Genomic DNA, 18,779 nt, shown 5'->3' with positions numbered 1-18,779 from the left:
CAACGATCCCGGATAATCTGTTCCCACCATGAACACGCTTTCTGCCGATCTCGTCGAAGACCGCATCTACGTGCTGCGCACGCGCTGGGAGCGCTATGTCGCCGAAGGCCGGTTCGAGCAGTTCATCGAGTTCGCGGTCGCGGTCAACAGCCTGACCGAATACTTCAGCCGTCTGCGGCTGCCCGGCCTGGTGCGCTTGTGCGAGGGTCTCGAGAACGCGGCACTGGCCAAGCTGGGCGACGAAGAAACCCATCCGGTCCCGCAACAGGACATCCAGTCACTGCAGCGCCAGGTCGACACCCTGCTCGGCGCGGTGGCAAGCTCGCGTCCTTCCGCCGCCGGCCGGCGCGCGGACGAGCCGCCTTCCACGACGGATATCGACTGGATCAAACCGAGGGCTATCTGGATGGTGGCCGCGCCGGAGAAGCGCGAGATGGCCGACGCCCTGGCGCGGCAGCTCAAATTTTTCGGATTCAAGATGTTTGCGCTCGACTGGGACGCATTGCGGCTTCCGGAGGACATGCCGCTGGCGGTCCTGTTCATTCCCGCTTCCGACGAACCGGGCGACGTGCAGTTCGACTGCATAGCGGCAATCCGCAAGTCCTGCCCTGCGAGCCAACTGTTTTATCTCGGCGTGCAGTCCGCAATCGAGCCTATCGTCGAGCTCATGCGCGCCGGCATCGATGTCACCATTCCCGCCGAAGACCAGCCTGCCATGGTGCTCAACTGCGTGCTCGACCTCGTGCAGAGCAACGAGCAGGAACAGTACCGCGTGCTGGTGGTCGAGGATTCCCGCGTGGCGGTGGCACTCATCCAGCGCACCCTTGCGCAGCACGACATCGACTGTCACGCAATCAACGATCCGGCCCGGCTGCTCGAGGCGCTCGAATCGTACAAGCCCGACCTCGTCCTCATGGACATGCACATGCCGCGCTTCAATGGCGTGGAAGCGACGCGGGTGCTGCGGCAGATGGCCGCGTACAACGCGCTGCCCATCGTCTACTTGTCCGGCGAATCCGATGTCGGCATGCAGGTGGAAGCCCTGCGTCTCGGCGGCGACCAGTTCCTGGTGAAACCGTTCAACCCGGTGTTGCTGGCGGCGGTGGTCAAGACGCGCATCGAACGCTTCCGCGAAACGCGGCGCTCGACACGCCTCGACGGCCTGACCGGACTGTTGAACCACACTTCGGCCAAATCGCGCCTGCAGTCGATGGTTCGCGAGACGGAAACGCAGGGCGCGCTCACCGTGGCAATGATCGACATCGACCATTTCAAATCGATCAATGACACGTACGGCCATCCGGTCGGCGACCAGGTGATCCGCGGCCTGGCATGGCTGCTCAAGGGGCGCCTGCGCTCGGTGGACCTGATTGGGCGCTACGGCGGGGAAGAATTCATCATCGCGCTACCGGGGGTGGATCTGGCGCGAGCCGTTCCCGTGATCGACCGTATCCGCCGTGATTTCTCCGCGCTGCCCCATGCGCACCCGCAAGGTGCGTTGTACGCCACCTTCAGCGCCGGCGTGGCCGCCTTCCCGAGCATCCACCATACTGCCCCTGGACTGACCGAGGCAGCAGACCAGGCGCTGCTGCAGGCGAAACGTCTCGGGCGCAATCGCGTCGAGTCGGCGGACTAGGCGGCAGCAAGGCGCCAGAGCGAGGTGACTTCCGCCGCGCGTGCAGCATGCAGCGGATCCGTCACGTCGGCCGCCTTCGGATGCCGCGGTCGCGCATCCAGCTTCCCGATCACCTTCAATCCAGCCTTGTCGATCCAGGCCTGCAGTTCGTCGCGCGTGCGCAGCCCGAGATGTTCGGCAAAGTCAGAAAGAATCAGCCACCCCTCGCCACCGTGGGCAAGGTGCGCCGCCAGTCCGTCGAGAAATCCGCGCAGCATGCGGCTGTCGGGGTCGTAGACCGCGTATTCGATCGGTGAACTCGGCCTTGCCGGTACCCACGGCGGATTGCAGACGACCAGTGGCGCGCGGCCTTCGGGGAATAAATCTGCCGTAATCAGTTCGACCTGCGGCGACAGGCCAAGCCGGTCGATATTTTCCCGTGCACAGGCCAGGGCACGGGGATCCTGATCGGTAGCGACGACGCGCCTGATGCCCCTTTTCGCGAGCACGGCGGAAAGCACTCCCGTACCAACGCCAATGTCGAATGCCAACGCTGTCGACGGCAGTGGAGCCTGCGCCACCAGGTCCACATACTCCCCGCGCACGGGTGAGAACACGCCGTACCAGGGATGGATCTTCGCGCCGAGGGCGGGAATGTCGACGCCCTTCTTGCGCCATTCGTGCGCGCCAACCAATCCCTGCAACTCGCGCAGCGATGCCACGTACGGCTCCGGAGCCGGGCCGTAGGCTTCGTCGCATGCATCGCGCACATCGGGCGCGCGCCGCAGTGGAACAACATGGCCGGCGTCGAAAGGCAGCAGCAGCATGCCGAGGATGCGCGCGCGCTGCGCCTGCGCCTTGCGGTGAAGATGGAAAGCCTCGGCGGGTGTGGCCGGAGCGGCCTTGCCGGTTTTCGGCTTGCGGTCGGTGCGCCGTGCCAGCGCCTGCAGCAGCTGCCGGGCATTCTGGAAATCGCCGCGCCACAACAACGCGGTGCCTTCGCATGCCATGCGATAGGCGGTATCGGCGTTCGTCCGGTCGTCGGCGATGGCAACGCGCTTGGGCGGCGGAACGGCGGCTTCGGAGCGCCAGCGAGCGGAGCGTTCCTGACCTGCCTCGGTCCAGTGGATGACAGGGTATGCGCTCATCGTAGGGAAGTGGTTGGATGCAAGAAAGCGGTCGCGCCTGCTGCACGACCGGGGATGGCGCATTCTATCTCAGGCAGCCTGCGATACCGTCCGGTCGCCTTCCGCCAGGCGTACATTCTTGGGCGTCATCGGCTTGCCGCATTCCGAACACTGTTGGCCTGGCCGGGACAGTTTTCCGCACTCCGTATGCAGCAGCCGGACCGGCGGCGCATCGTCGCGCGGCAGCCACTCGTCCCCCCATCGCATCAGTTCGAGCACCACGGGAAACAGCGCGACACCGGCTGGCGACAGCTCGTACTTGAAGCGCACCGGGCGCTCCTGGTACGGGCTTTTGGCCACGAGACCACCCTCCACCAGCTTGGCGAGACGGTTGGTCAGGATATTGGTCGCCGCGCCGGTCTGCTTCTGCAGCTCATCGAAACGATGTGCGCCGCGGAACAGTGCGCGCAGCACGAGCAGCACCCATTCGTCACCAATCAGCTTGACGGACCGGACGATCGGGCAGGTCAGCGGGGCACCGCACTTTTCGGGTTTATCGGGCTTGTCCATAATTTTCATTGTACTCACTTGCAAAATAAAAGTCACTGGCTTATGATGAGTTCGTAGCTTGCATTTTGCAAGTCACTATCTTCTTCGGGTAGCGACTTGCGAATTGGCAGCTTTCAGGACGCGGCACTGGTTTTGCCGCCTTTAATTTCCTTGGAGAACACAAATGAACGCCAAACTGTCCAGCATCGCCATTGCCCTTATCGCCACCACCGCCAGCGCATTTGCGGCTGACCCCGTGCTTACGCGTGCCCAAGTACGCGCCGAAGTCGAACAAGCCTACGCCCGCGGCGAACTGAATCGTCAGAACGAGTTCGTGGAGTACACCAACGTTCCGGCGACGGCGCCGCGCGCCCAGGTTCGCGTCGAACTCGACCGTGCTTACACCCAGGGCCAGTCCGTGACGCAGCAAGCGGAATTTGTCGAGCACAACGCCCCGACGGGCGGAAAATCCCGCGCCGAGGCGCGCGCCGAACTGGAACAAGCCTATGTGCACGGACAGGTCGGCAACCAGTCCGAATTCGTCGAGCACACCAATATTGCGACCAGCAAGGCGCGTGACGAGGCCATCCGTGCTGCGAAGTCGGTGCGCGCCGGTACGTCTTCCGGCAGCTGATCCGCCATGCGGCTGTCCGTTGCCGCCTGAAGTCTGTCTCACCCATACCAGCCCAGTATGGGTTTGGCCCGCCCCTTCGCGCGGGCCTTTTTTCGCGCTCCATTCCCGACCACGACGCTTTGCTCCGCGTTCCATGCATTTCGTCGCATTCCCGTGGCGAAGCGCTGGCGCCGGAATTATCGTGAAGCCATCTTGACAAGGAGATGCGAAATGAAAGAAACCACGAAACAAAGCGGCACCAAGGGCTTCACCTTTCCGATGATCCTTATCCTGGCCGGACTGCTCATGTTCCTGACAAGAAACGGGCTGGTCGACCGCCAGCTGGTCCTGCAGCTGCTGCCGCTGATACCGGTTGCCATTGGCGGATCGCTGTTGGTCTCGCGCCTGCGCCGCAAGGCTGGCTAGGACCGGACATGGATACCGAGGTCGTCCTCTTCCTGCGCGATGAGGTTGCTGACGCGGCGCTTCAGGAGGCGCTCGCCGAGGCGTTCGGTGTTGCCCCGGATACCGCAGACAAGCCGCTCGTCGTCCGGTATGTCCAGGGCTTTGCCATCGGCGTCAGCCTTCCGTGCGAGGAAGGCTTGCATGCGGAAAAGGCTGCGGCCTTGCTATCGACGCGCCTGGACACGGCTGTCCTGCTCGAATCATGCGCTGGCACGCAATGGATTCTCTTCGCGCCAGGCGAGCGTGGTCCGCTTGATGTACAGGTGGTGGAATTGCGGCACGGACTGGACGTCCTCATGCCCTTGGTGGTGACGGCGGCGTCGCCTGGCGCGATTCACGCGTAAGCGCTATCGCCTCTGTCCGAAATATCGACCGCCGTTTTCCTGGTGCCGCCGCTCGGCGATCGCCCACAGCTTGCTGCCGCGCGTGTTACGGTCGTCGAACGCGCGCCTTTTTTCGGCAGCGCTCGCCTCATCCTCTTCCAGCGCTTCGGCAATATCCCGCTTCAGCGCCTCCCGGAACGCTCCCGAAGACAGGCACTTCGCATCCTTGCCCACCACGATCGTCATGGCATTGCCGCTGCGCGTGAAGCCGCACTCGGCGAACGCGATTGAAGGCAAAAGCATCAGGACGGCAAGGAGATGTCTAGGCATTGGCATTCCAAAAAAGGCAAGGCATGCCAAGGCGTGAAGCTTGACTTCGCTTCAGAAGGCGGCCCCGCTACCATGAGGGACGGTGTCCCTGTTAGGCCGGAAGCTTTGCGTCCCGGCCTTTCGACCGGTTTGCCCTGCGTGGATTGATACAGGAAGTATAGCAGCAAGCCGGATTTTTGTATCCGTACGGAAACTTTTTTGAAATTCGGGTGAATTTCCGCACGCCCTGCGCCATCCGGCGATTTTGTTTACCATTGAAAAGCACGAGTGTTCGAATTTCTCAATCAACCAAGAAATCCCATGACGACCCATCCCTTCGACCAGGCGCTTGCCCTGGAGGCGGAAAGCGACGACCTGTACCGCGGCACAACTTCCGAGCATTACTGGAACATGATCTCGCCGTTTGGCGGCACCACGGTCGCGACCCTGCTGCAAGCGATTCTGTCGCACCCGCGCAGGTTGGGCGACCCGCTGGCAATGACCGTCAACTTTGCGGGGCCGCTGCAGAAAGGGACATTCCGGATACGCGTGCATCCGGTACGAACCGGCCGCTCGACGCAGCACTGGCAGATGGACATTCGCCAGGGCGAAGATGCGGAACCGGCGATTACCGGCACCGCCGTGTTTGCGGTACGGCGCGATGCCTGGTCCGACACCGAATCGACGATGCCGGACGTGGCCGCACCGGAAGAGCGCGCGCGCTATGCATCACCGGCCAACGTGCCCTTCCTCCAGATGTACGACGTGCGCTATGTCGACCGCGATCCGCTTTCCGGAGGCCGCGAAAGCGACACGCAATGCTGGATCAGCGACGTGCCGCCGCGCGCGCTGGATTTCCCCTCGATTGCCGCGCATTGCGACACCTTCATTCCCCGCCTGTTCGTACGCAAGGGCGGTCCCACACCGATCTCGACCGTGACGCTGACGATCAACTTCCACGCGGACAGCGCCGCATTGCGGAAGGTGGAAGGCCACCATACCTTTGCAATGGCAAAAGCGAATGCCTTCAACGGCGGATATTACGACCAGGAGGGAAAGGTCTGGTCCAGGAATGGCATCCTGCTGGCGACCACGCATCAAATGGTGTGGTACCGGGACCAGTCGCTATGAGCCTTAGCGCTTGGGCGCTTGGCCGTAATACATTTCCGCTTGCTGCACGGGCATCGGCAGTCCCTGCGGCCGCGGCCGGCGAGCGACCGCGCGCGTGATCGGCGGGGAGTTTGCCTCCATGGTCTTGACGGATGCGACGAGACCTTCACGGAAGGCATTGCGGAACTCTTCCGACTTGAAGCATTTGTTGTCGGACTTCTTGCTCACGACAATCATCATTTCACTGCTATTGGTGGCGAAACCGCATTCAGCCCGACCGATTGCGGGGATGAGGAGGAGGACGGCGATGGCGTACTTCAACATGACTGGGCGTTTTGCAAACAGGGCACGCCGCGATGCTGCGAGACTCCGCTTCAGGAGGCGGCTCCGCTACCATGAGAGTTTCTCTTTTAGGCCGGAAGCTTTGCGTCCCGGTCTTTCGACCGGTTTGCCCTGTGTGGGTTATTGTGTGAACGAGTATAGCAACGGAACACGCGACGTGCAGGGGCGCCGCTCTCCTCGCCTCGCGTTTCCTTGACCCGAATCAGGGAGTCACGAATCAGTCCTTCAGCAGACGCTGTACGGCGCTCCAGTCGGACACCAGCTTCTTCAGCCGATACAACCTCTGCCGGTATCTGCCCTCCGCGCCAGGCGAGCAATCGACCCCTTCGAATGCGCGCGCGATGCGATCGATCTCGGCGCGGTCGTCATCGTTTCCGACGAGGATCAGGCGGCGCCTTCCGCGCGCATAATCCGCGCGAACATCGATCAGCAGGCAATGTCCGCGATCCGCGGCCGCAAGATCGATCAGCAGCGCCTCGGGCAACGACAAGCCGAAATAGGCGGCAAGCGCGATACGCGCATTCACGACCAGCGGCACCTTGAACGCGTGCGGTGCGAGCTGCCGTTGCACTTCCAGTGCCCAGGGTGACGGCGAAGGACGCGACGCCAGCTTCTCGAGGCGCGTGGCTGCCTCGCCGCATCCCTGCGCAGCCGCCTTGTGCAGCCAGTAGAGGGCGAGCACGTCCCGGCTCTCATCGCCCTTTCGCGTCCGCCAGACGAGCATGCCGAGTTCGCGCTGCGCGACGTGGTAACCGGCGGATGCCGCCTTGCACAGATAGGCATGCGATTGCGACAGGCTGCGCTGCGAAAACTCTGCCTTCTGATAAATCCTCGAAATCGCGTACCAGGCCTTCTCGACGCCCTGGTCCGCGGCAAGGGTCAGCCAGCGAATCGCCTCCTTGTAGTTTGCAATGCCATCGATCGTGTCATTGCGCTTGCCATCGATATCCATGCGTGCAAGCAGCAGGCCCAGCGACAACTGCGAGTCCCTGTCGCCGGCGGACGCGGCACGTTCCAGAAAGCGTATTGCCTCGCGCTTGTCGCCGTCGGCGCTCAAGATCAGTGCGTGCGCCGTGCGCGCAAGCAGGCGCACTTCTTCGGCGGACAGTACTGGAGGCGTATGTGGAAATTGTGGCGTCGTATTCACGGTCAGCTGCTGCGTTGCATGAGCTCACGCGCGAGAGGGAGAGACCAGCGCAGGAACGCGGAATAATCGGCAACCGCCCAGGCACGCTCCGCGAGCGCATATCGCGCGGCAAGGATGCCGGCATCCGCTGCGCTCGCAGCCCATTCGAGTGGCGATGCCGAAACCTTGCGCGCACCGCGTGCGGCAGGATCAACCGCGAGTTCCTTGGCGCCGGCATGCTGTGCAAGCAGCCATTGTGCGTCGGGCATGTTCGCCTGCGCCGCGGCATGCAAGCCGCGCATCGCCTTGTCATGCCATGCGCTACGCAATGCCGGGTCGTCCATCACCAGCCTCGCCAGTGTCAGCCCGGCCTCCACGACGCCCGCATCGAATGCCTTGTCGTACCAAGGCAGCACCGCACTGGCAGACGCGATATTGCGCACCGTCTCGTAAGGAATATGTTCGCCGATCAGGCGCCATGCGTCCGCAACATCACGTCGTGCTGCGCGGTCAAGCCAATGCAGTGCGGACATGGGATTGCGGGGCAGGCCGTTGCCACCGAACAGATAGTGTCTGCCGAGCGTCAGTTGCGCCGCGGCGTCGCCGGCACGAGCCGCGCGGATCACCGGCAATAAGTCACGTGTAGCCATGCTTGCTCTCGGTTGAATGGTGAGGCGGCGCATGGTGCGCGCCGTTTCAAGGAGTAGCTAGCGTAGCGATTTGGCAACTTTCTCTGTATTCGTACTTTCACGTAGCTCGCTGGCGCGCGAATTACACCGGGATTTTCTCTTGCCACTCCGATTGCTTGATGGAGAAAACAAAATTTGCGACACGTCGCAATTCACCCACACGCACGTTGTGAAAAGGCGACGTAAATACCGACTGTCATCGGCGTTTTGACTATTGCGCGGAAATCAACTTACCACGCCTATGGATTGGTGCACCGCGCTGCCTCTATCGTTCGATCCATCCGCGCAAGTGGATACGCACACTGGCTTTCCCCTCTCAACTCAAGGACTCAAGAATGAAGAAATCGCTACTCGCGCTCGCCGTGATCGGCAGCTTTGCCGGAGCCGCTTCGGCCCAGACCAACGTGAGCATCTACGGTGTGGTTGACGCCGGTATCGTGTTGGAAAAAGGCGGTGCCGCCGGTTCTGTTTCCAAACTGACGAGCGGTGTTGCTTCCGCGTCGCGCATCGGCTTCCGCGGTACCGAAGACCTGGGTGGCGGTCTGTCCGCGAACTTCGTGCTGGAGAACGGTTTCAATGAAGACACCGGCGCACTGACCGGTGGTCTGCTGTTCGGCCGCCAGGCATATGTCGGCCTGAAGGGCGAATTCGGCGCGACCAACTTCGGCCGCCAGTACACCCCGCATTACCTGGTTTCCGCTGCTGCCGATCCCTTCGGCAACGGCATGGCCGGCCGCTTCACCAACCTGATGGCAAACTCCGGCACCCGCATGGACAACACCGTCAAGTACACCTCCCCGACCATGGGCGGTTTCTCGGGTGAATTGGCATACGGCTTTGGTGAAGTCGCCGGCAACAATTCCGCCAGCCGCGCAATCGGCGCCTCGCTGAACTACGGCGCGGGCCCGCTGAAAGTCGGCCTGGGCTACCACAGGCTGAACAATGCGACGGCAACCGACAACGCACGCAACACGGTCATCGGCGGCACGTACGATTTCGGCGTCGCCAAGGCCCACCTCGCCTACGGCAAGAACAAGGGCACTGGCACGGTCGACAACAACGACCTGCTGGTCGGCGCTACCGTTCCGTTCGGCCCGCACAAAGTGCTGGCGTCGTTCATCCGCAAGGATGACGACTCCGCGCTGAACCGCGACGCGAACCAGTGGGCGCTGGGCTACACCTACGCACTGTCCAAGCGTACCGACTTCTACACCGCCTACGCGCGCATCAACAACAAGCGTGGCGCGACCTTCACCGTCGGTAACAACACCGAAGCTGGTTCCGGAAACAAGGCGTTCAACCTCGGTGTTCGCCACACGTTCTGATGAAGGCCTGCCTGTTCCCGCTGTCTGAGCGCAGGGGGAACGGCAACAAGCATTGAATCTGTGTCGCTGCATACCTCCGGCAGCGGCGCATTTAGTCCCAAGGTGTTGTCTCTACCATATCGCAAGATATGGCTTTGCCCGCGCGCTGCAGCGGGCTTTTTTTCGTCTGTAGAATTGCCGCGTTTTGTTGGACGACCTTATCCCAGGTTAAGGACATCCCGTGCTGCTTTGATTAGCATGGGCCGCGCAGTGTCATCGACAACTTCAGGAGGTGCGCAGTGCAGCATTATTACGTCAACAAGCTGGCCAATCCGAACGGCGAACATGAGGTGCACGTCCCGCGCTGCGCCCATCTGCCCGAAGGCGATAACGGGATCCATTTGGGAACCTACATGCGGTGCGGCGACGCCGTCGAAGCCGCGAAGGCGCACTTCGACAAGGTGACCGGATGCAGGGTGTGCTGCGCATCCGGCCATACCGGCTGATTTTCTTCCTTCCGATCTAACCGAATCGCATATCCGCGACGAAGGGATTGTTTCTCCTTTCGTCGCCGAAAGTCGATGCCGGACCATGTCCGGGTACGAAGGTGACGTCGTCACCAAGCGGCCAGAGCTTGTTGCGGATGGAGTCGATCAGGGTGTCGTAATCGCCGCGGGGGAAATCCGTGCGGCCAATCGATCCCTGGAACAGCACATCGCCCACCAGGGCGAGACGGACACCGCGGTGGAAGAACACCACGTGCCCGGGCGTATGCCCAGGGCAGTGCAGCACTTCCAGCGTCTGCGCGCCGAACGTCACTGTCTCGCCGTCATCGAGCCAGCGGTCAGGCTCGAATGCGTCGGCATGCGGAAAGCCGACCCTGCGGCACGACTCGGCCAGCTGGTCGATCCAGAACTTATCCTCGATGTGCGGGCCTTCGATCGGCACGCCGAACTCCTTGCGTATGACATCGGCCGCCGCGCAGTGGTCCATATGGCCATGGGTGAGGATGACCTTTTCAAGCGTGACATCCAGTTGTTTGAGCGCGTCGCGCAGGCGCGGCACGTCGCCGCCGGGGTCGACCAGCGCCGCACGTCTCGTTTGCTCACAGACCAGGATGCTGCAGTTCTGCTGATAGGGGGTGACGGGGACGATGGCGCATTTCATGGCAGGAAAATCGGTAGGGGAAAGACCGAAAGTATGCCACGCTCACTCGCGGAAACGCCGGATTGCTGCGTCGACCATGCCTTCCGGACTGCCCATGCCGGCACGCTCGCTGCGCAGGAAGCCCGCATCGTTACCCGATTCCGCAGCGTGCCGGATGTGCTCCAGCGCGGGCAGGCCGCCAAGCGATACCGCGTACGGCTCGATCCGATGCAAGGTGGCCAGGACGTCGTCGCGAATGGTCATCGTTTCGTGGCTTTGCGGATGCACCATGGTGCCGTCGAGGCCAAAGCGGCACGCCTGGAAGCGGTTGTAGTTGTACACGAGGTAATCGTCCTCGGCAGGCGGCGGCTCCGCCCCTTCCATGAGGTAGGCAGACAGTGCCTGCAGGTAGCCGGCCAGCGCCGCGGCACGGTCCACCGTGAGCGGCGTATCGCACACGCGCAGCTCGATGGTGCCGAATTCAGGCTTTGGCCGGATATCCCAATAGAAGTCCTTCATGCTCTTGACGATGCCGGTGCCTTCCATGCGCGTGAAATAGTCGCGCTCGAAATCCTCCCAGCGCAGCAGGAAAGGCGCCCGCCCACTCAGCGGGAAGGCAAAGACCGAATTCAGCCGGGCCGAATTGAACAAGGTGTCGCTACCCTGCACATACGGCGACGACGCCGACAGCGCGATGAAATGCGGGATATAGCGGTTCAGCGCATGCAACAACAGCAAGGCGTCGTCGCCCGACGGGCACCCGATGTGAATATGCTGGCCGAAGATGGTGAACTGCTTCGCCAGGTATCCGTAAAGACTGGAGACCTGCTTGAAGCGCGGCTTGGAAAATATCTTGCGCTCAGTCCAGCGCTGAAAGGGATGCGTGCCGCCGCCGCATACGCCGACGTTCAGCATGTCGCCCGCCTCCACCAGGCTGTCTCGAATGCTGTGCAGTTGCGCCAGCAATCCGGCGTAGCCCGAATGTACGGTGGTCGATATCTCGATCATGCTCTCCGTGATCTCGGGCACGACGTTGCCCGGGAAACGCTTACGCTCCAGCAGATGCAGCATGTCCGGGCTCGCATCCACGAGGTCGAAATCGCTGAGGCTGACGAGCTGCAGTTCGAGCTCGACGCCGAGTGTCAGCGGCTGCGATGACTTGAAAGATTCCAGCGACATCAGGCCTCCTTTTCCGGCGTTTCACCGGCAAGTTTCAGCGCCCACTGGGTCAGAAGCGGACCGGCAATGGCAAGGAACAGCGTCGCGGCGGCCAGCGGTGCGAGATGGTCCAACAGGTCGATGCCCATGGCGTGCGTGCGTACCAACATGGCGAGCACCAGTACCGACATCGGGGACAGCGACAGCGCGGACAGCAGTCCCTTGCGCCAACTTGTGCCGCTGGCGCGTGCGAACAGGGTCACGCCGACCAGTTTCGCGACGAGACGTACGCCCACGATGGCGGCCGCGGTTCCGATACCCGCGGCGATACGCGGCCAGGCCAGGGTTGCACCAATGAATACGAAAAGCAGCACGGTGAGCATGTCGCCGAGTGCGCCAAAATTACGCTGCGCCTGTCCCAGGGTCACCCGTCGATGGCGCGTGACGAAGCCAAAGGTCAGTGCGGCCAGCACCGGTGACATCTTGAGTGCCTGCGCCAACGCGCACAGCAGGATCACTGCGACAGCGAAAGCCACGGTCGCATCGCCGCCGAGAGTGCCCATCTTGCGCAGCAGCCCGGGTACGGTGACACCGAACAGCACGCCCATCGATCCCGAGACGAGCAGCAGGACGATGCTGTTAGAGACCGCCCCCAACAGGCTGCCGGAATGCTGGAACGTCCACAGTCCGACAATGATGTTGAAGACGAATACTGCCAGGACGCAGTTCAGCGCCGAAAGGTGCAGCGCGCGTTCGGTGACCTGCCCGGCGCTGCGCTGCTCATTGACCACGCGCAGGATCTCGGCGGGAGAACTTGCCATGGCAAGCGATGCCAGCAGCATCCCGGGCAACGGCGCCATGCCGGCGAGTTCGGCGACGGCAAACACGGCGGCAAATGTGGCGCCGGCTTCCACTATCCCGCTCGCGGCGATCCATGGGTTGGTGCGCAGCCAGCGGAGGTTGATCCGGTAGCCGAATTCAAACAGGATGAGGCCGAAGGCGATATTGGCGAACAGCATGGCGGCGCTTTCGCCGGGCATGGGCAGGAGGCCAGCCTGCGTATGGGACAGCAGGAAGCCGGTCAGTGCGTAAATGGTGATGCGGGGCAGCCCCGCGACTCGATGTGCCAACTCGCCCAGAACCCAGGCCACCGCAATTGAAAATGGCCAGACGAGGTCGGCGATGCCTGTCAGGAAATCCGGCATGCATGCTCCTATGGTTTGTGGCAAATCCCGCGCGGAATTTTTTTTACTATTAGAGTGGCGCGGAAAAAAAACGGCCCGTGCGGGATTAGCCAGACGGGCCGAATAGGGAAATCAGATTGACTCAGTCTCGGCTACGAAAGCGCGACGCTCGGTCTGTTCGCGGCTGAGATACGTCATCTTGCACCACAACACTTAGGGGAAACTTAAGATTCGGAGAAATCCCGCTTATCAGGCTGTCATCGCCTCCGGCGCATCGACGGTAGTGCCCTTGGACAGCGGGAAGCAGACAGTGACCGCCAGGCCGCCGAGTTCCGCCTGGCCCAGTTCCACGGAAGCGTCATGGCGTTCTGCAATCGCCTTGACGATCGCCAGCCCAAGGCCGCTGCCGCTCGGGCTGGTGCCGGGGACGCGGTAAAAGCGGTCAAAGATGCGGTCGCGGTTTTCCTCGGGAATGCCTGATCCCGAGTCCTGGATGGTCAGGCGTGCGGTCGTGCCGTCGGCCACGAGATCGATGCGCACGTGGCCGTGCTCGGGGGAATAGCGGACGGCGTTGTCGAGCAGGTTGCGCACCAGGATGCGCAGGCCTTCGGCATCGCCCTTGATCTCGGAATGGGTGTAGGCCCCGTATTCCAACTGGATGTGCCGCGCCAACGCAATCGGCGCGACATCGCCTGCCGCCTGTTCAATGCAGGCAGTCAGCGGGATCAGGGTCATTTCCGCAGGCTCGGACAAGGGATCCTGACGCGCCAGTGCCAGCAATTGCTCGACGAGGCGCGATGCACGGTCGACGCCGCCCTGCAGCCTGCCCACCGCCTGCACGCGCGCCAGTTCATCCTTGGCGCGGGCCAGGGTCTGCACCTGCAACTTCAACGCGGTCAGCGGCGAACGCAATTCATGCGCGGCGTCGGCGACGAAGCGCTGCTGCGCATGCAGTGCCTGGGCCATGCGCACGAGCAGCGAATTCAGTTCGGCTACCAGCAGCGACACCTCTTTCGGCACGCCCCTCGCATCAACCGGGTCGAGCGAATCGGCATTGCGCGTGGCAAGGTCCCGGCCAATGCGGTTGAGCGGTGACAGCGCGGCGCTGACCACCCACCAGGCGGCGGCGAACAGCAGCAGCGACACGGGAATGGATGGCCACAGCGAATGGATGGCGAGGGAGATCGCGCGGTCGCGCCGCGTATCGACCTTCTGCGCGACCTGGATCACGCGCGTGCCGTTCTGCACGTTGTAGATACGCCATTCGCCGTTGTCGAGGTTGACATTCGAATAGCCGAGCTCGCCGCGCTCCGGCAGGTTGCGATAGGTGCGCGACTGGTAGACGCGCACGCCGTCGTCAGTCCAGATCTGGATCACGAAGTCAAAGCCGGCCATGTCGCCGCCGCTGGAGGACTTGTACCACGAGGGCTGCTGGTAGGCGCTGTCTTGCAGCGCCAGTGCGATCTGTTCCATGTGATAGTCGAACAGGTCGTTCGCTTCCTGCATGGCGGCGCGGAAGGAGGCGGCGAATTGCACCGCGGTCGCAACCAGGATGGCGGCGCCGAGCAGGATCAGCAGTCGGATGCGAAGGGAGCGCATCAGGTTTTCTCTACCATGTAGCCAAGTCCGCGCACGTTCACGATGAATTGCGTCCCGAGTTTTTTGCGCAAACCGTGGATATAGACCTCGACCGCGTTGCTTTCCACGTCGCCGGTCCAGCCGTAGAGTCGCTCTTCCAGCTGGGCGCGCGAGAGGATCGCGCCGGGGCGCGTGACGAGCGCCTCCAGCACCGCCCATTCGCGCGACGACAGCATCACCTGCTTGTCGGCAGCGAGCACCTGGCGCGTGGCGATGTTGACGATCACGTCGCCGCGTCGGTAGACGGGCTCGGCGCCGCCCTTGGCGCGGCGGATGAGGGCGTTCAGGCGCGCGATGAGTTCTTCCAGGTCGAAGGGCTTGATGAGGTAATCGTCGGCGCCGCTGTTCAAACCCTGCACGCGTTCGGCGACGGTGTCACGCGCGGTGATGACCATGACCGGCAGGCGGTCTCCGCGCGCGCGCAGGTTGCGCAGCACGTCGATGCCGTCGATGCGCGGCAACCCCAGGTCGAGAAGCATCGCTTCATAGGCATGCGCGGCAAGCGCCTTCTCGGCATCGCGGCCATCCTTCACCCAATCGGTGGACAGGCCCTCGCCTTCCAGCGCGATCTGGATGTTTTCGCCGATCATGATGTCGTCTTCTACGAGCAGTACCTTCATTGGGAACGGGGTAAGGAATTGCGGGATTCCCCGATTGTAGAGGGGCGCGCGCCCGTGCGGCAATCCTTGCAGAAATATCCTCGAAAACAAAAGGCCCGCATCTTTCGATGCGGGCCCTGCTCTCGTCTCCTTGACTCTTCCCTGGCGGGAAGAATGTCACTACCGCTCAGCGTCCGCCGAAACGGCCGTAACGGTCACGCCGTTCGCGCTCAGCGCGCTGGCGGTCCGTCATGCGGCTGCGGAAAAGGCGAATCATGGCATCGCCGTTGCGCGGCTTGTCGCTGGCGCTGGTGGATTGGCTTGCGGGTGAAATCGATTTATCGGTCATGCTCTACTCCTCCGGTTGACAGCAGTCGTGACATGAAACGTGGCATGACTGCAGTTGACGGGAGGAATATTCCCACACAAAACTTAGGCCAACCTTAAGATGGCCCGCGATGTTCAGAGATGTTGAGAAATATCCTGCGGTCCTCTCATGAATATGTGAGGCATCGACGCCGTTCTTGCGATTCCTCAACACCGCGGCACAAAAATTGACGGCAGGAAAGCCATTTCCGGCCATCGGTCAACTTTACATGGCGGTGGGCTCGGATTTTGGAATTTCTATAATGCGAAACGGCGGCCTGTCCGCATACGTGCGCTGCAACAGCGGCTTGGCGACGTTGTAGACGGGTATGTTATTCGCCGTCTTCCCCTCCGGACAGCCCCGATGTGCGTGGCCGTGCAGCACGGCATTGACGGGATAACGGAGCAAGGGATCCTCCAGCCGGCTCGATCCAAGGAAGGGAAAGATCTCGACAGGTTCGCCCTGCACCGTCGCCGCAATGGGCGAGTAATGCAGCAACGCGATACGCTGTGTCGTGCGCAGCTTCGCCAAGGCTGCCTCCAGCTTCAGCGCTTCCTGGATGGCTTCGTTGACGAACTGCTTGATCGCCACCTCCCCCCAGGGGCCGAGCGAACCGCGTCCGAAGCCGCCGCAAAACCCCTTGGCGCCCGCGATGCCCACGCCGTGGATTTCGCACGGCTCGCCATCGAGCACGCGCACGCCTGCCTCGGCGAGAATGCGGCGCACCTGATCCTGCTGCCCCGATTCGTAGTCATGATTGCCAAGCACGGCGACGATGGGAATGCGCGCGACGGAGAGATCCTCGGCGAGGACTTTCGCTTCTTCCGGCAGCCCATAGTCGGTGAGGTCGCCGCACAGCAGCAGCGCGTCCGCCGACTCCGCTGCCTGCGAAAAGAAATTGCGCAGGCTTCCCGCCGATTCTTTCTTGCAATGTATGTCGCCTACCGCTGCAAACCGAATAGTTTCCTGTGAGACCACCGCGCGCTCCTTTCAGGCAAATTGTTCCTTCTCGCTCATCGATACCTGTAAAGACCGTGACTTCGTGGCATAAGTTTTGCTGATTCTTGGTGTCATCATTGTGTGGATTGGGAACCATCATGGATGCCGCCATTTCGATCCTGCGCGCCGCTGAAAATCCCGAGCCGGAAACCAAGGCGTTCTATCGCCAGGTCCTCGACATACTCAACGATTCAGGCGTGCCCTTCCTCGTCGGCGGAGCGTATGCGTTCAACCGCTATACGGGCATCAACCGCCACACGCGCGATCTTGATATCTTCATCCGCCGCGCGGACTTCGACAAAATCTCTGATGCGTTACGCATGCAGGGACACGCGACCGAACTGACCTTTCCGCACTGGCTTGGCAAGGTCCGCTTTGGTGACGTCTACATCGACCTGATCTTCAGTTCGGGCAATGGCATCGCGGAGGTGGACGACCTGTGGTTCGATTACGCGGTCGACGCCAACGTGCACGGCGTGGACGTGAAGATCTGCCCGGCCGAGGAGATGATCTGGTCCAAGGCCTTCATCATGGAGCGCGAGCGTTTCGACGGCGCCGACATCATCCATCTGCTCAATGCCTGCGGCGACAAGCTCGACTGGGCGCGCCTGCTTCGCCGCTTCGGATCGCACTGGCGCGTGTTGATGAGCCACCTTGTGCTGTTTGGCTTTGCATATCCATCGGCGCGCCATGTTGTGCCGCCGCCGGTGATGACGGAACTGATCGACCGCTTGCGGAACGAAACCGTCTCGCCCTCGCCGGAGCACAGCATCTGCCTCGGCACGCTGCTGTCGCGCGAGCAGTACCTCAAGGATATCGAGCAGGAAGGCTTGCAGGATGGCCGCATCACGCCCTTGGGCAACATGACGCCGGAAGACACGGCGATCTGGACGGAGGCGATCCAGGAACACCACAAGCCGCACTGAGCGGCGCTATGTGATTGAAACGCGTTTGCGTCAACTTTGCGTCGTCACGCCTGCGAAGCGAACTGGTCGAACGCCGCGAGCGCATTGGCGGAGTACATCAGCGAGGGGCCCCCGCCCATGTACACCGCCATGGCTAGCGTTTCTTCAAGTTCCGCCTTCGTCGCGCCGAGCTTCACGAGCGCCTGCGCGTGGAAGCCGATGCAGCCGTCGCAGCGTGCCGCCACGCCGAGCGCCATGGCGATCAATTCCTTGGTCTTCTTGTCGAGCGCACCATCGCTCGTGGCCGCACGCGCCATGTCGTTGAAGGCCGTCATCAGTCCCTGCTGGTCCTTGCGCAGGACAGCGAGGTGGGACGATATGGTTTTGGTCAGTTCGGCGTAATCGACCGTCGCGCTGCTCATGTCATTTCTCCGTGAGTGGTGGGACGTGTCGATGCTAGGCGAAGCATCCGTGCTTGTCTGTAACCACGGTTACAGAGCGATCAGTGCGCAGGACGGCCGCTTTCCTTCCGCGGAAAACTGCGGTCCCTGGCAAAGCTTCCTTCCTCGAAGCTGACTTCCAGGTCTTCCGCCGTACCGGCGCCGCCCTGCCTGGTGAATAGCGCGACCGCGTAGTCCTTCAGCGCCGCCTCCCGTTCCTCGTCGTTCAGTTCCCGCCACGGTCTTCCGCGATGCTGGGCGATCACTTCCTCGACGGAAAATTCGACGGATGTTTCCACGCCGTCTCCGCGGATCCACGCCTTGATGCCGTCCATGGTCTACCCTCCTTGTCAGGTTCCGGAGACGACAGGCAAGCGAGAAATATGCCGAGGGCGTGCTCTCAGCGTTCCCAGTGCACGCGCAGCAAGCGGTCCGTTTCGCCGAAGTGGAATTTCAGGTTGCCCTGGAACGTGCTGCGCAGGATCTCGCCGATCGAGCGGGCGAGGCGCGCGTCGTTGGTATTGATCAGCAGATGGCTGCCGTCGGCACGCACGGAGACGATCCGCTTTCCCGGATGCGCCACACCTTCTTGTTGTTCAAATCGGCGCACAAGGTCGATGATTTCGTCATGATGCTCCGTCGCGAAGACGCCCGCGATGGAGACGCAGGCTTCGGGCTGCGCGTCGCCGGTGACGCGGCGCCGATCAGGGTGGACGGTTGATAATGGCAAGCGCCTCGATCTCATCGTTTCTCCCTGACGGCCATCGCCCG

General features: G+C 62.3%; 24 protein-coding genes and 2 riboswitches. Of the genes, 8 read left to right on the top strand and 16 right to left on the bottom strand.

The features are described from left to right. The first annotated feature begins 28 nt into the window (after nucleotides 1-28). Nucleotides 29-1,636, top strand: coding sequence for a diguanylate cyclase (locus ACNOHI_RS10540; RefSeq protein WP_420474629.1), 1,608 nt, complete (start codon nucleotides 29-31; stop codon nucleotides 1,634-1,636). On the opposite strand, the gene ACNOHI_RS10535 is transcribed toward ACNOHI_RS10540, so the two are convergent. Continuing rightward, entirely contained in the window at nucleotides 1,633-2,763 is a 1,131-nt protein-coding gene (locus ACNOHI_RS10535; RefSeq protein ID WP_420474628.1) for a methyltransferase, read from the bottom strand. The two genes, ACNOHI_RS10540 and ACNOHI_RS10535, sit on opposite strands and share 4 nt — an antisense overlap. A 69-nt stretch (nucleotides 2,764-2,832) precedes the next feature. Further along, the gene (locus ACNOHI_RS10530) at nucleotides 2,833-3,312 is read right to left on the bottom strand and encodes a winged helix-turn-helix transcriptional regulator (protein WP_420474627.1); all 480 of its coding nucleotides are present in this window, start codon (nucleotides 3,310-3,312) and stop codon (nucleotides 2,833-2,835) included. Nucleotides 3,313-3,475: 163 nt separating this feature from the next. On the opposite strand from ACNOHI_RS10530, the gene ACNOHI_RS10525 reads away from it, so the two are divergent. The 3 genes from ACNOHI_RS10525 (at nucleotide 3,476) to ACNOHI_RS10515 (ending at nucleotide 4,713) form a co-directional block, all read left to right on the top strand. Further along, complete coding sequence (locus ACNOHI_RS10525) at nucleotides 3,476-3,925, top strand: DUF4148 domain-containing protein (RefSeq protein ID WP_420474626.1); 450 nt, start codon at nucleotides 3,476-3,478, stop codon at nucleotides 3,923-3,925. Nucleotides 3,926-4,135: 210 nt separating this feature from the next. Further along, the gene (locus ACNOHI_RS10520) at nucleotides 4,136-4,330 is read left to right on the top strand and encodes a hypothetical protein (protein WP_420474625.1); all 195 of its coding nucleotides are present in this window, start codon (nucleotides 4,136-4,138) and stop codon (nucleotides 4,328-4,330) included. Nucleotides 4,331-4,338: 8 nt separating this feature from the next. Next, nucleotides 4,339-4,713, top strand: a complete 375-nt coding sequence (locus ACNOHI_RS10515; protein ID WP_420474624.1) for a hypothetical protein — start codon at nucleotides 4,339-4,341, stop codon at nucleotides 4,711-4,713. A gap of 3 nt (nucleotides 4,714-4,716) precedes the next feature. Here the strand turns inward: ACNOHI_RS10515 and ACNOHI_RS10510 are convergent, their stop codons facing one another. Next, entirely contained in the window at nucleotides 4,717-5,022 is a 306-nt protein-coding gene (locus tag ACNOHI_RS10510) for a hypothetical protein (protein WP_420474623.1), read from the bottom strand. Between the two features lie 54 nt (nucleotides 5,023-5,076). Continuing rightward, nucleotides 5,077-5,166: riboswitch (cyclic di-GMP riboswitch) on the bottom strand. 156 nt (nucleotides 5,167-5,322) lie between these two features. Between ACNOHI_RS10510 and ACNOHI_RS10505 the strand changes: the two genes are divergently transcribed. Continuing rightward, a complete protein-coding gene (locus ACNOHI_RS10505; protein WP_420474622.1) occupies nucleotides 5,323-6,132 on the top strand; it encodes an acyl-CoA thioesterase in 810 nt (269 codons plus the stop codon). 3 nt (nucleotides 6,133-6,135) lie between these two features. Here the strand turns inward: ACNOHI_RS10505 and ACNOHI_RS10500 are convergent, their stop codons facing one another. The 3 genes from ACNOHI_RS10500 to ACNOHI_RS10490 form a co-directional block, all read right to left on the bottom strand. Next, nucleotides 6,136-6,435 (bottom strand): hypothetical protein, encoded by a 300-nt coding sequence (locus ACNOHI_RS10500; protein WP_420474621.1) that lies wholly within the window; start codon nucleotides 6,433-6,435, stop codon nucleotides 6,136-6,138. Between the two features lie 53 nt (nucleotides 6,436-6,488). Then, nucleotides 6,489-6,574: riboswitch (cyclic di-GMP riboswitch) on the bottom strand. A gap of 96 nt (nucleotides 6,575-6,670) precedes the next feature. Continuing rightward, nucleotides 6,671-7,600 carry a tetratricopeptide repeat protein gene (locus tag ACNOHI_RS10495; RefSeq protein ID WP_420474620.1) on the bottom strand — a complete coding sequence of 310 codons (930 nt, stop codon included), beginning with the start codon at nucleotides 7,598-7,600 and terminating at the stop codon, nucleotides 6,671-6,673. A gap of 2 nt (nucleotides 7,601-7,602) precedes the next feature. Then, on the bottom strand, nucleotides 7,603-8,229 hold the full coding sequence (locus ACNOHI_RS10490) for a hypothetical protein (RefSeq protein ID WP_420474619.1): 627 nt from the start codon (nucleotides 8,227-8,229) through the stop codon (nucleotides 7,603-7,605). Nucleotides 8,230-8,603: 374 nt separating this feature from the next. Between ACNOHI_RS10490 and ACNOHI_RS10485 the strand changes: the two genes are divergently transcribed. Continuing rightward, nucleotides 8,604-9,593, top strand: coding sequence for a porin (locus tag ACNOHI_RS10485; protein WP_420474618.1), 990 nt, complete (start codon nucleotides 8,604-8,606; stop codon nucleotides 9,591-9,593). A 278-nt stretch (nucleotides 9,594-9,871) separates the two neighbouring features. Further along, entirely contained in the window at nucleotides 9,872-10,078 is a 207-nt protein-coding gene (locus tag ACNOHI_RS10480) for a hypothetical protein (RefSeq protein ID WP_420474617.1), read from the top strand. Between the two features lie 16 nt (nucleotides 10,079-10,094). On the opposite strand, the gene ACNOHI_RS10475 is transcribed toward ACNOHI_RS10480, so the two are convergent. The 7 genes from ACNOHI_RS10475 to ACNOHI_RS10445 form a co-directional block, all read right to left on the bottom strand. Beyond that, nucleotides 10,095-10,739 (bottom strand): MBL fold metallo-hydrolase, encoded by a 645-nt coding sequence (locus tag ACNOHI_RS10475; protein ID WP_420474616.1) that lies wholly within the window; start codon nucleotides 10,737-10,739, stop codon nucleotides 10,095-10,097. A 42-nt stretch (nucleotides 10,740-10,781) separates the two neighbouring features. Beyond that, a complete protein-coding gene (locus ACNOHI_RS10470; RefSeq protein ID WP_420474615.1) occupies nucleotides 10,782-11,897 on the bottom strand; it encodes a YbdK family carboxylate-amine ligase in 1,116 nt (371 codons plus the stop codon). After that, a complete protein-coding gene (locus ACNOHI_RS10465) occupies nucleotides 11,897-13,081 on the bottom strand; it encodes a cation:proton antiporter (protein ID WP_420474614.1) in 1,185 nt (394 codons plus the stop codon). The genes ACNOHI_RS10470 and ACNOHI_RS10465 overlap by 1 nt, the downstream gene beginning before the upstream one ends. Nucleotides 13,082-13,309: 228 nt before the next feature. Continuing rightward, on the bottom strand, nucleotides 13,310-14,659 hold the full coding sequence (locus ACNOHI_RS10460) for an ATP-binding protein (RefSeq protein WP_420474613.1): 1,350 nt from the start codon (nucleotides 14,657-14,659) through the stop codon (nucleotides 13,310-13,312). Further along, nucleotides 14,659-15,318, bottom strand: a complete 660-nt coding sequence (locus ACNOHI_RS10455; RefSeq protein WP_420474612.1) for a response regulator — start codon at nucleotides 15,316-15,318, stop codon at nucleotides 14,659-14,661. Before ACNOHI_RS10455 ends, ACNOHI_RS10460 begins: the two co-directional genes overlap by 1 nt. A 166-nt stretch (nucleotides 15,319-15,484) precedes the next feature. Continuing rightward, nucleotides 15,485-15,646, bottom strand: coding sequence for a hypothetical protein (locus ACNOHI_RS10450; RefSeq protein WP_420474611.1), 162 nt, complete (start codon nucleotides 15,644-15,646; stop codon nucleotides 15,485-15,487). Between the two features lie 243 nt (nucleotides 15,647-15,889). Further along, the gene (locus tag ACNOHI_RS10445) at nucleotides 15,890-16,642 is read right to left on the bottom strand and encodes a metallophosphoesterase family protein (RefSeq protein WP_420474610.1); all 753 of its coding nucleotides are present in this window, start codon (nucleotides 16,640-16,642) and stop codon (nucleotides 15,890-15,892) included. Between the two features lie 119 nt (nucleotides 16,643-16,761). On the opposite strand from ACNOHI_RS10445, the gene ACNOHI_RS10440 reads away from it, so the two are divergent. Then, complete coding sequence (locus tag ACNOHI_RS10440) at nucleotides 16,762-17,589, top strand: nucleotidyltransferase (RefSeq protein ID WP_420474609.1); 828 nt, start codon at nucleotides 16,762-16,764, stop codon at nucleotides 17,587-17,589. 44 nt (nucleotides 17,590-17,633) lie between these two features. Here the strand turns inward: ACNOHI_RS10440 and ACNOHI_RS10435 are convergent, their stop codons facing one another. The 3 genes from ACNOHI_RS10435 to ACNOHI_RS10425 form a co-directional block, all read right to left on the bottom strand. After that, a complete protein-coding gene (locus tag ACNOHI_RS10435) occupies nucleotides 17,634-17,990 on the bottom strand; it encodes a carboxymuconolactone decarboxylase family protein (RefSeq protein ID WP_420474608.1) in 357 nt (118 codons plus the stop codon). Between the two features lie 80 nt (nucleotides 17,991-18,070). Further along, the gene (locus tag ACNOHI_RS10430; protein ID WP_420474607.1) at nucleotides 18,071-18,343 is read right to left on the bottom strand and encodes a hypothetical protein; all 273 of its coding nucleotides are present in this window, start codon (nucleotides 18,341-18,343) and stop codon (nucleotides 18,071-18,073) included. Between the two features lie 65 nt (nucleotides 18,344-18,408). Further along, on the bottom strand, nucleotides 18,409-18,753 hold the full coding sequence (locus ACNOHI_RS10425) for a hypothetical protein (RefSeq protein WP_420474606.1): 345 nt from the start codon (nucleotides 18,751-18,753) through the stop codon (nucleotides 18,409-18,411). Nucleotides 18,754-18,779 lie beyond the last annotated feature (26 nt).

The organism is Noviherbaspirillum sp. ST9 (genome assembly GCF_048799745.1).
Lineage (GTDB): Bacteria > Pseudomonadota > Gammaproteobacteria > Burkholderiales > Burkholderiaceae_D > Noviherbaspirillum.
The sequence above is the reverse complement of the archived record's forward strand: the minus strand, read 5'-3'. Positions and strand labels throughout refer to the sequence as shown.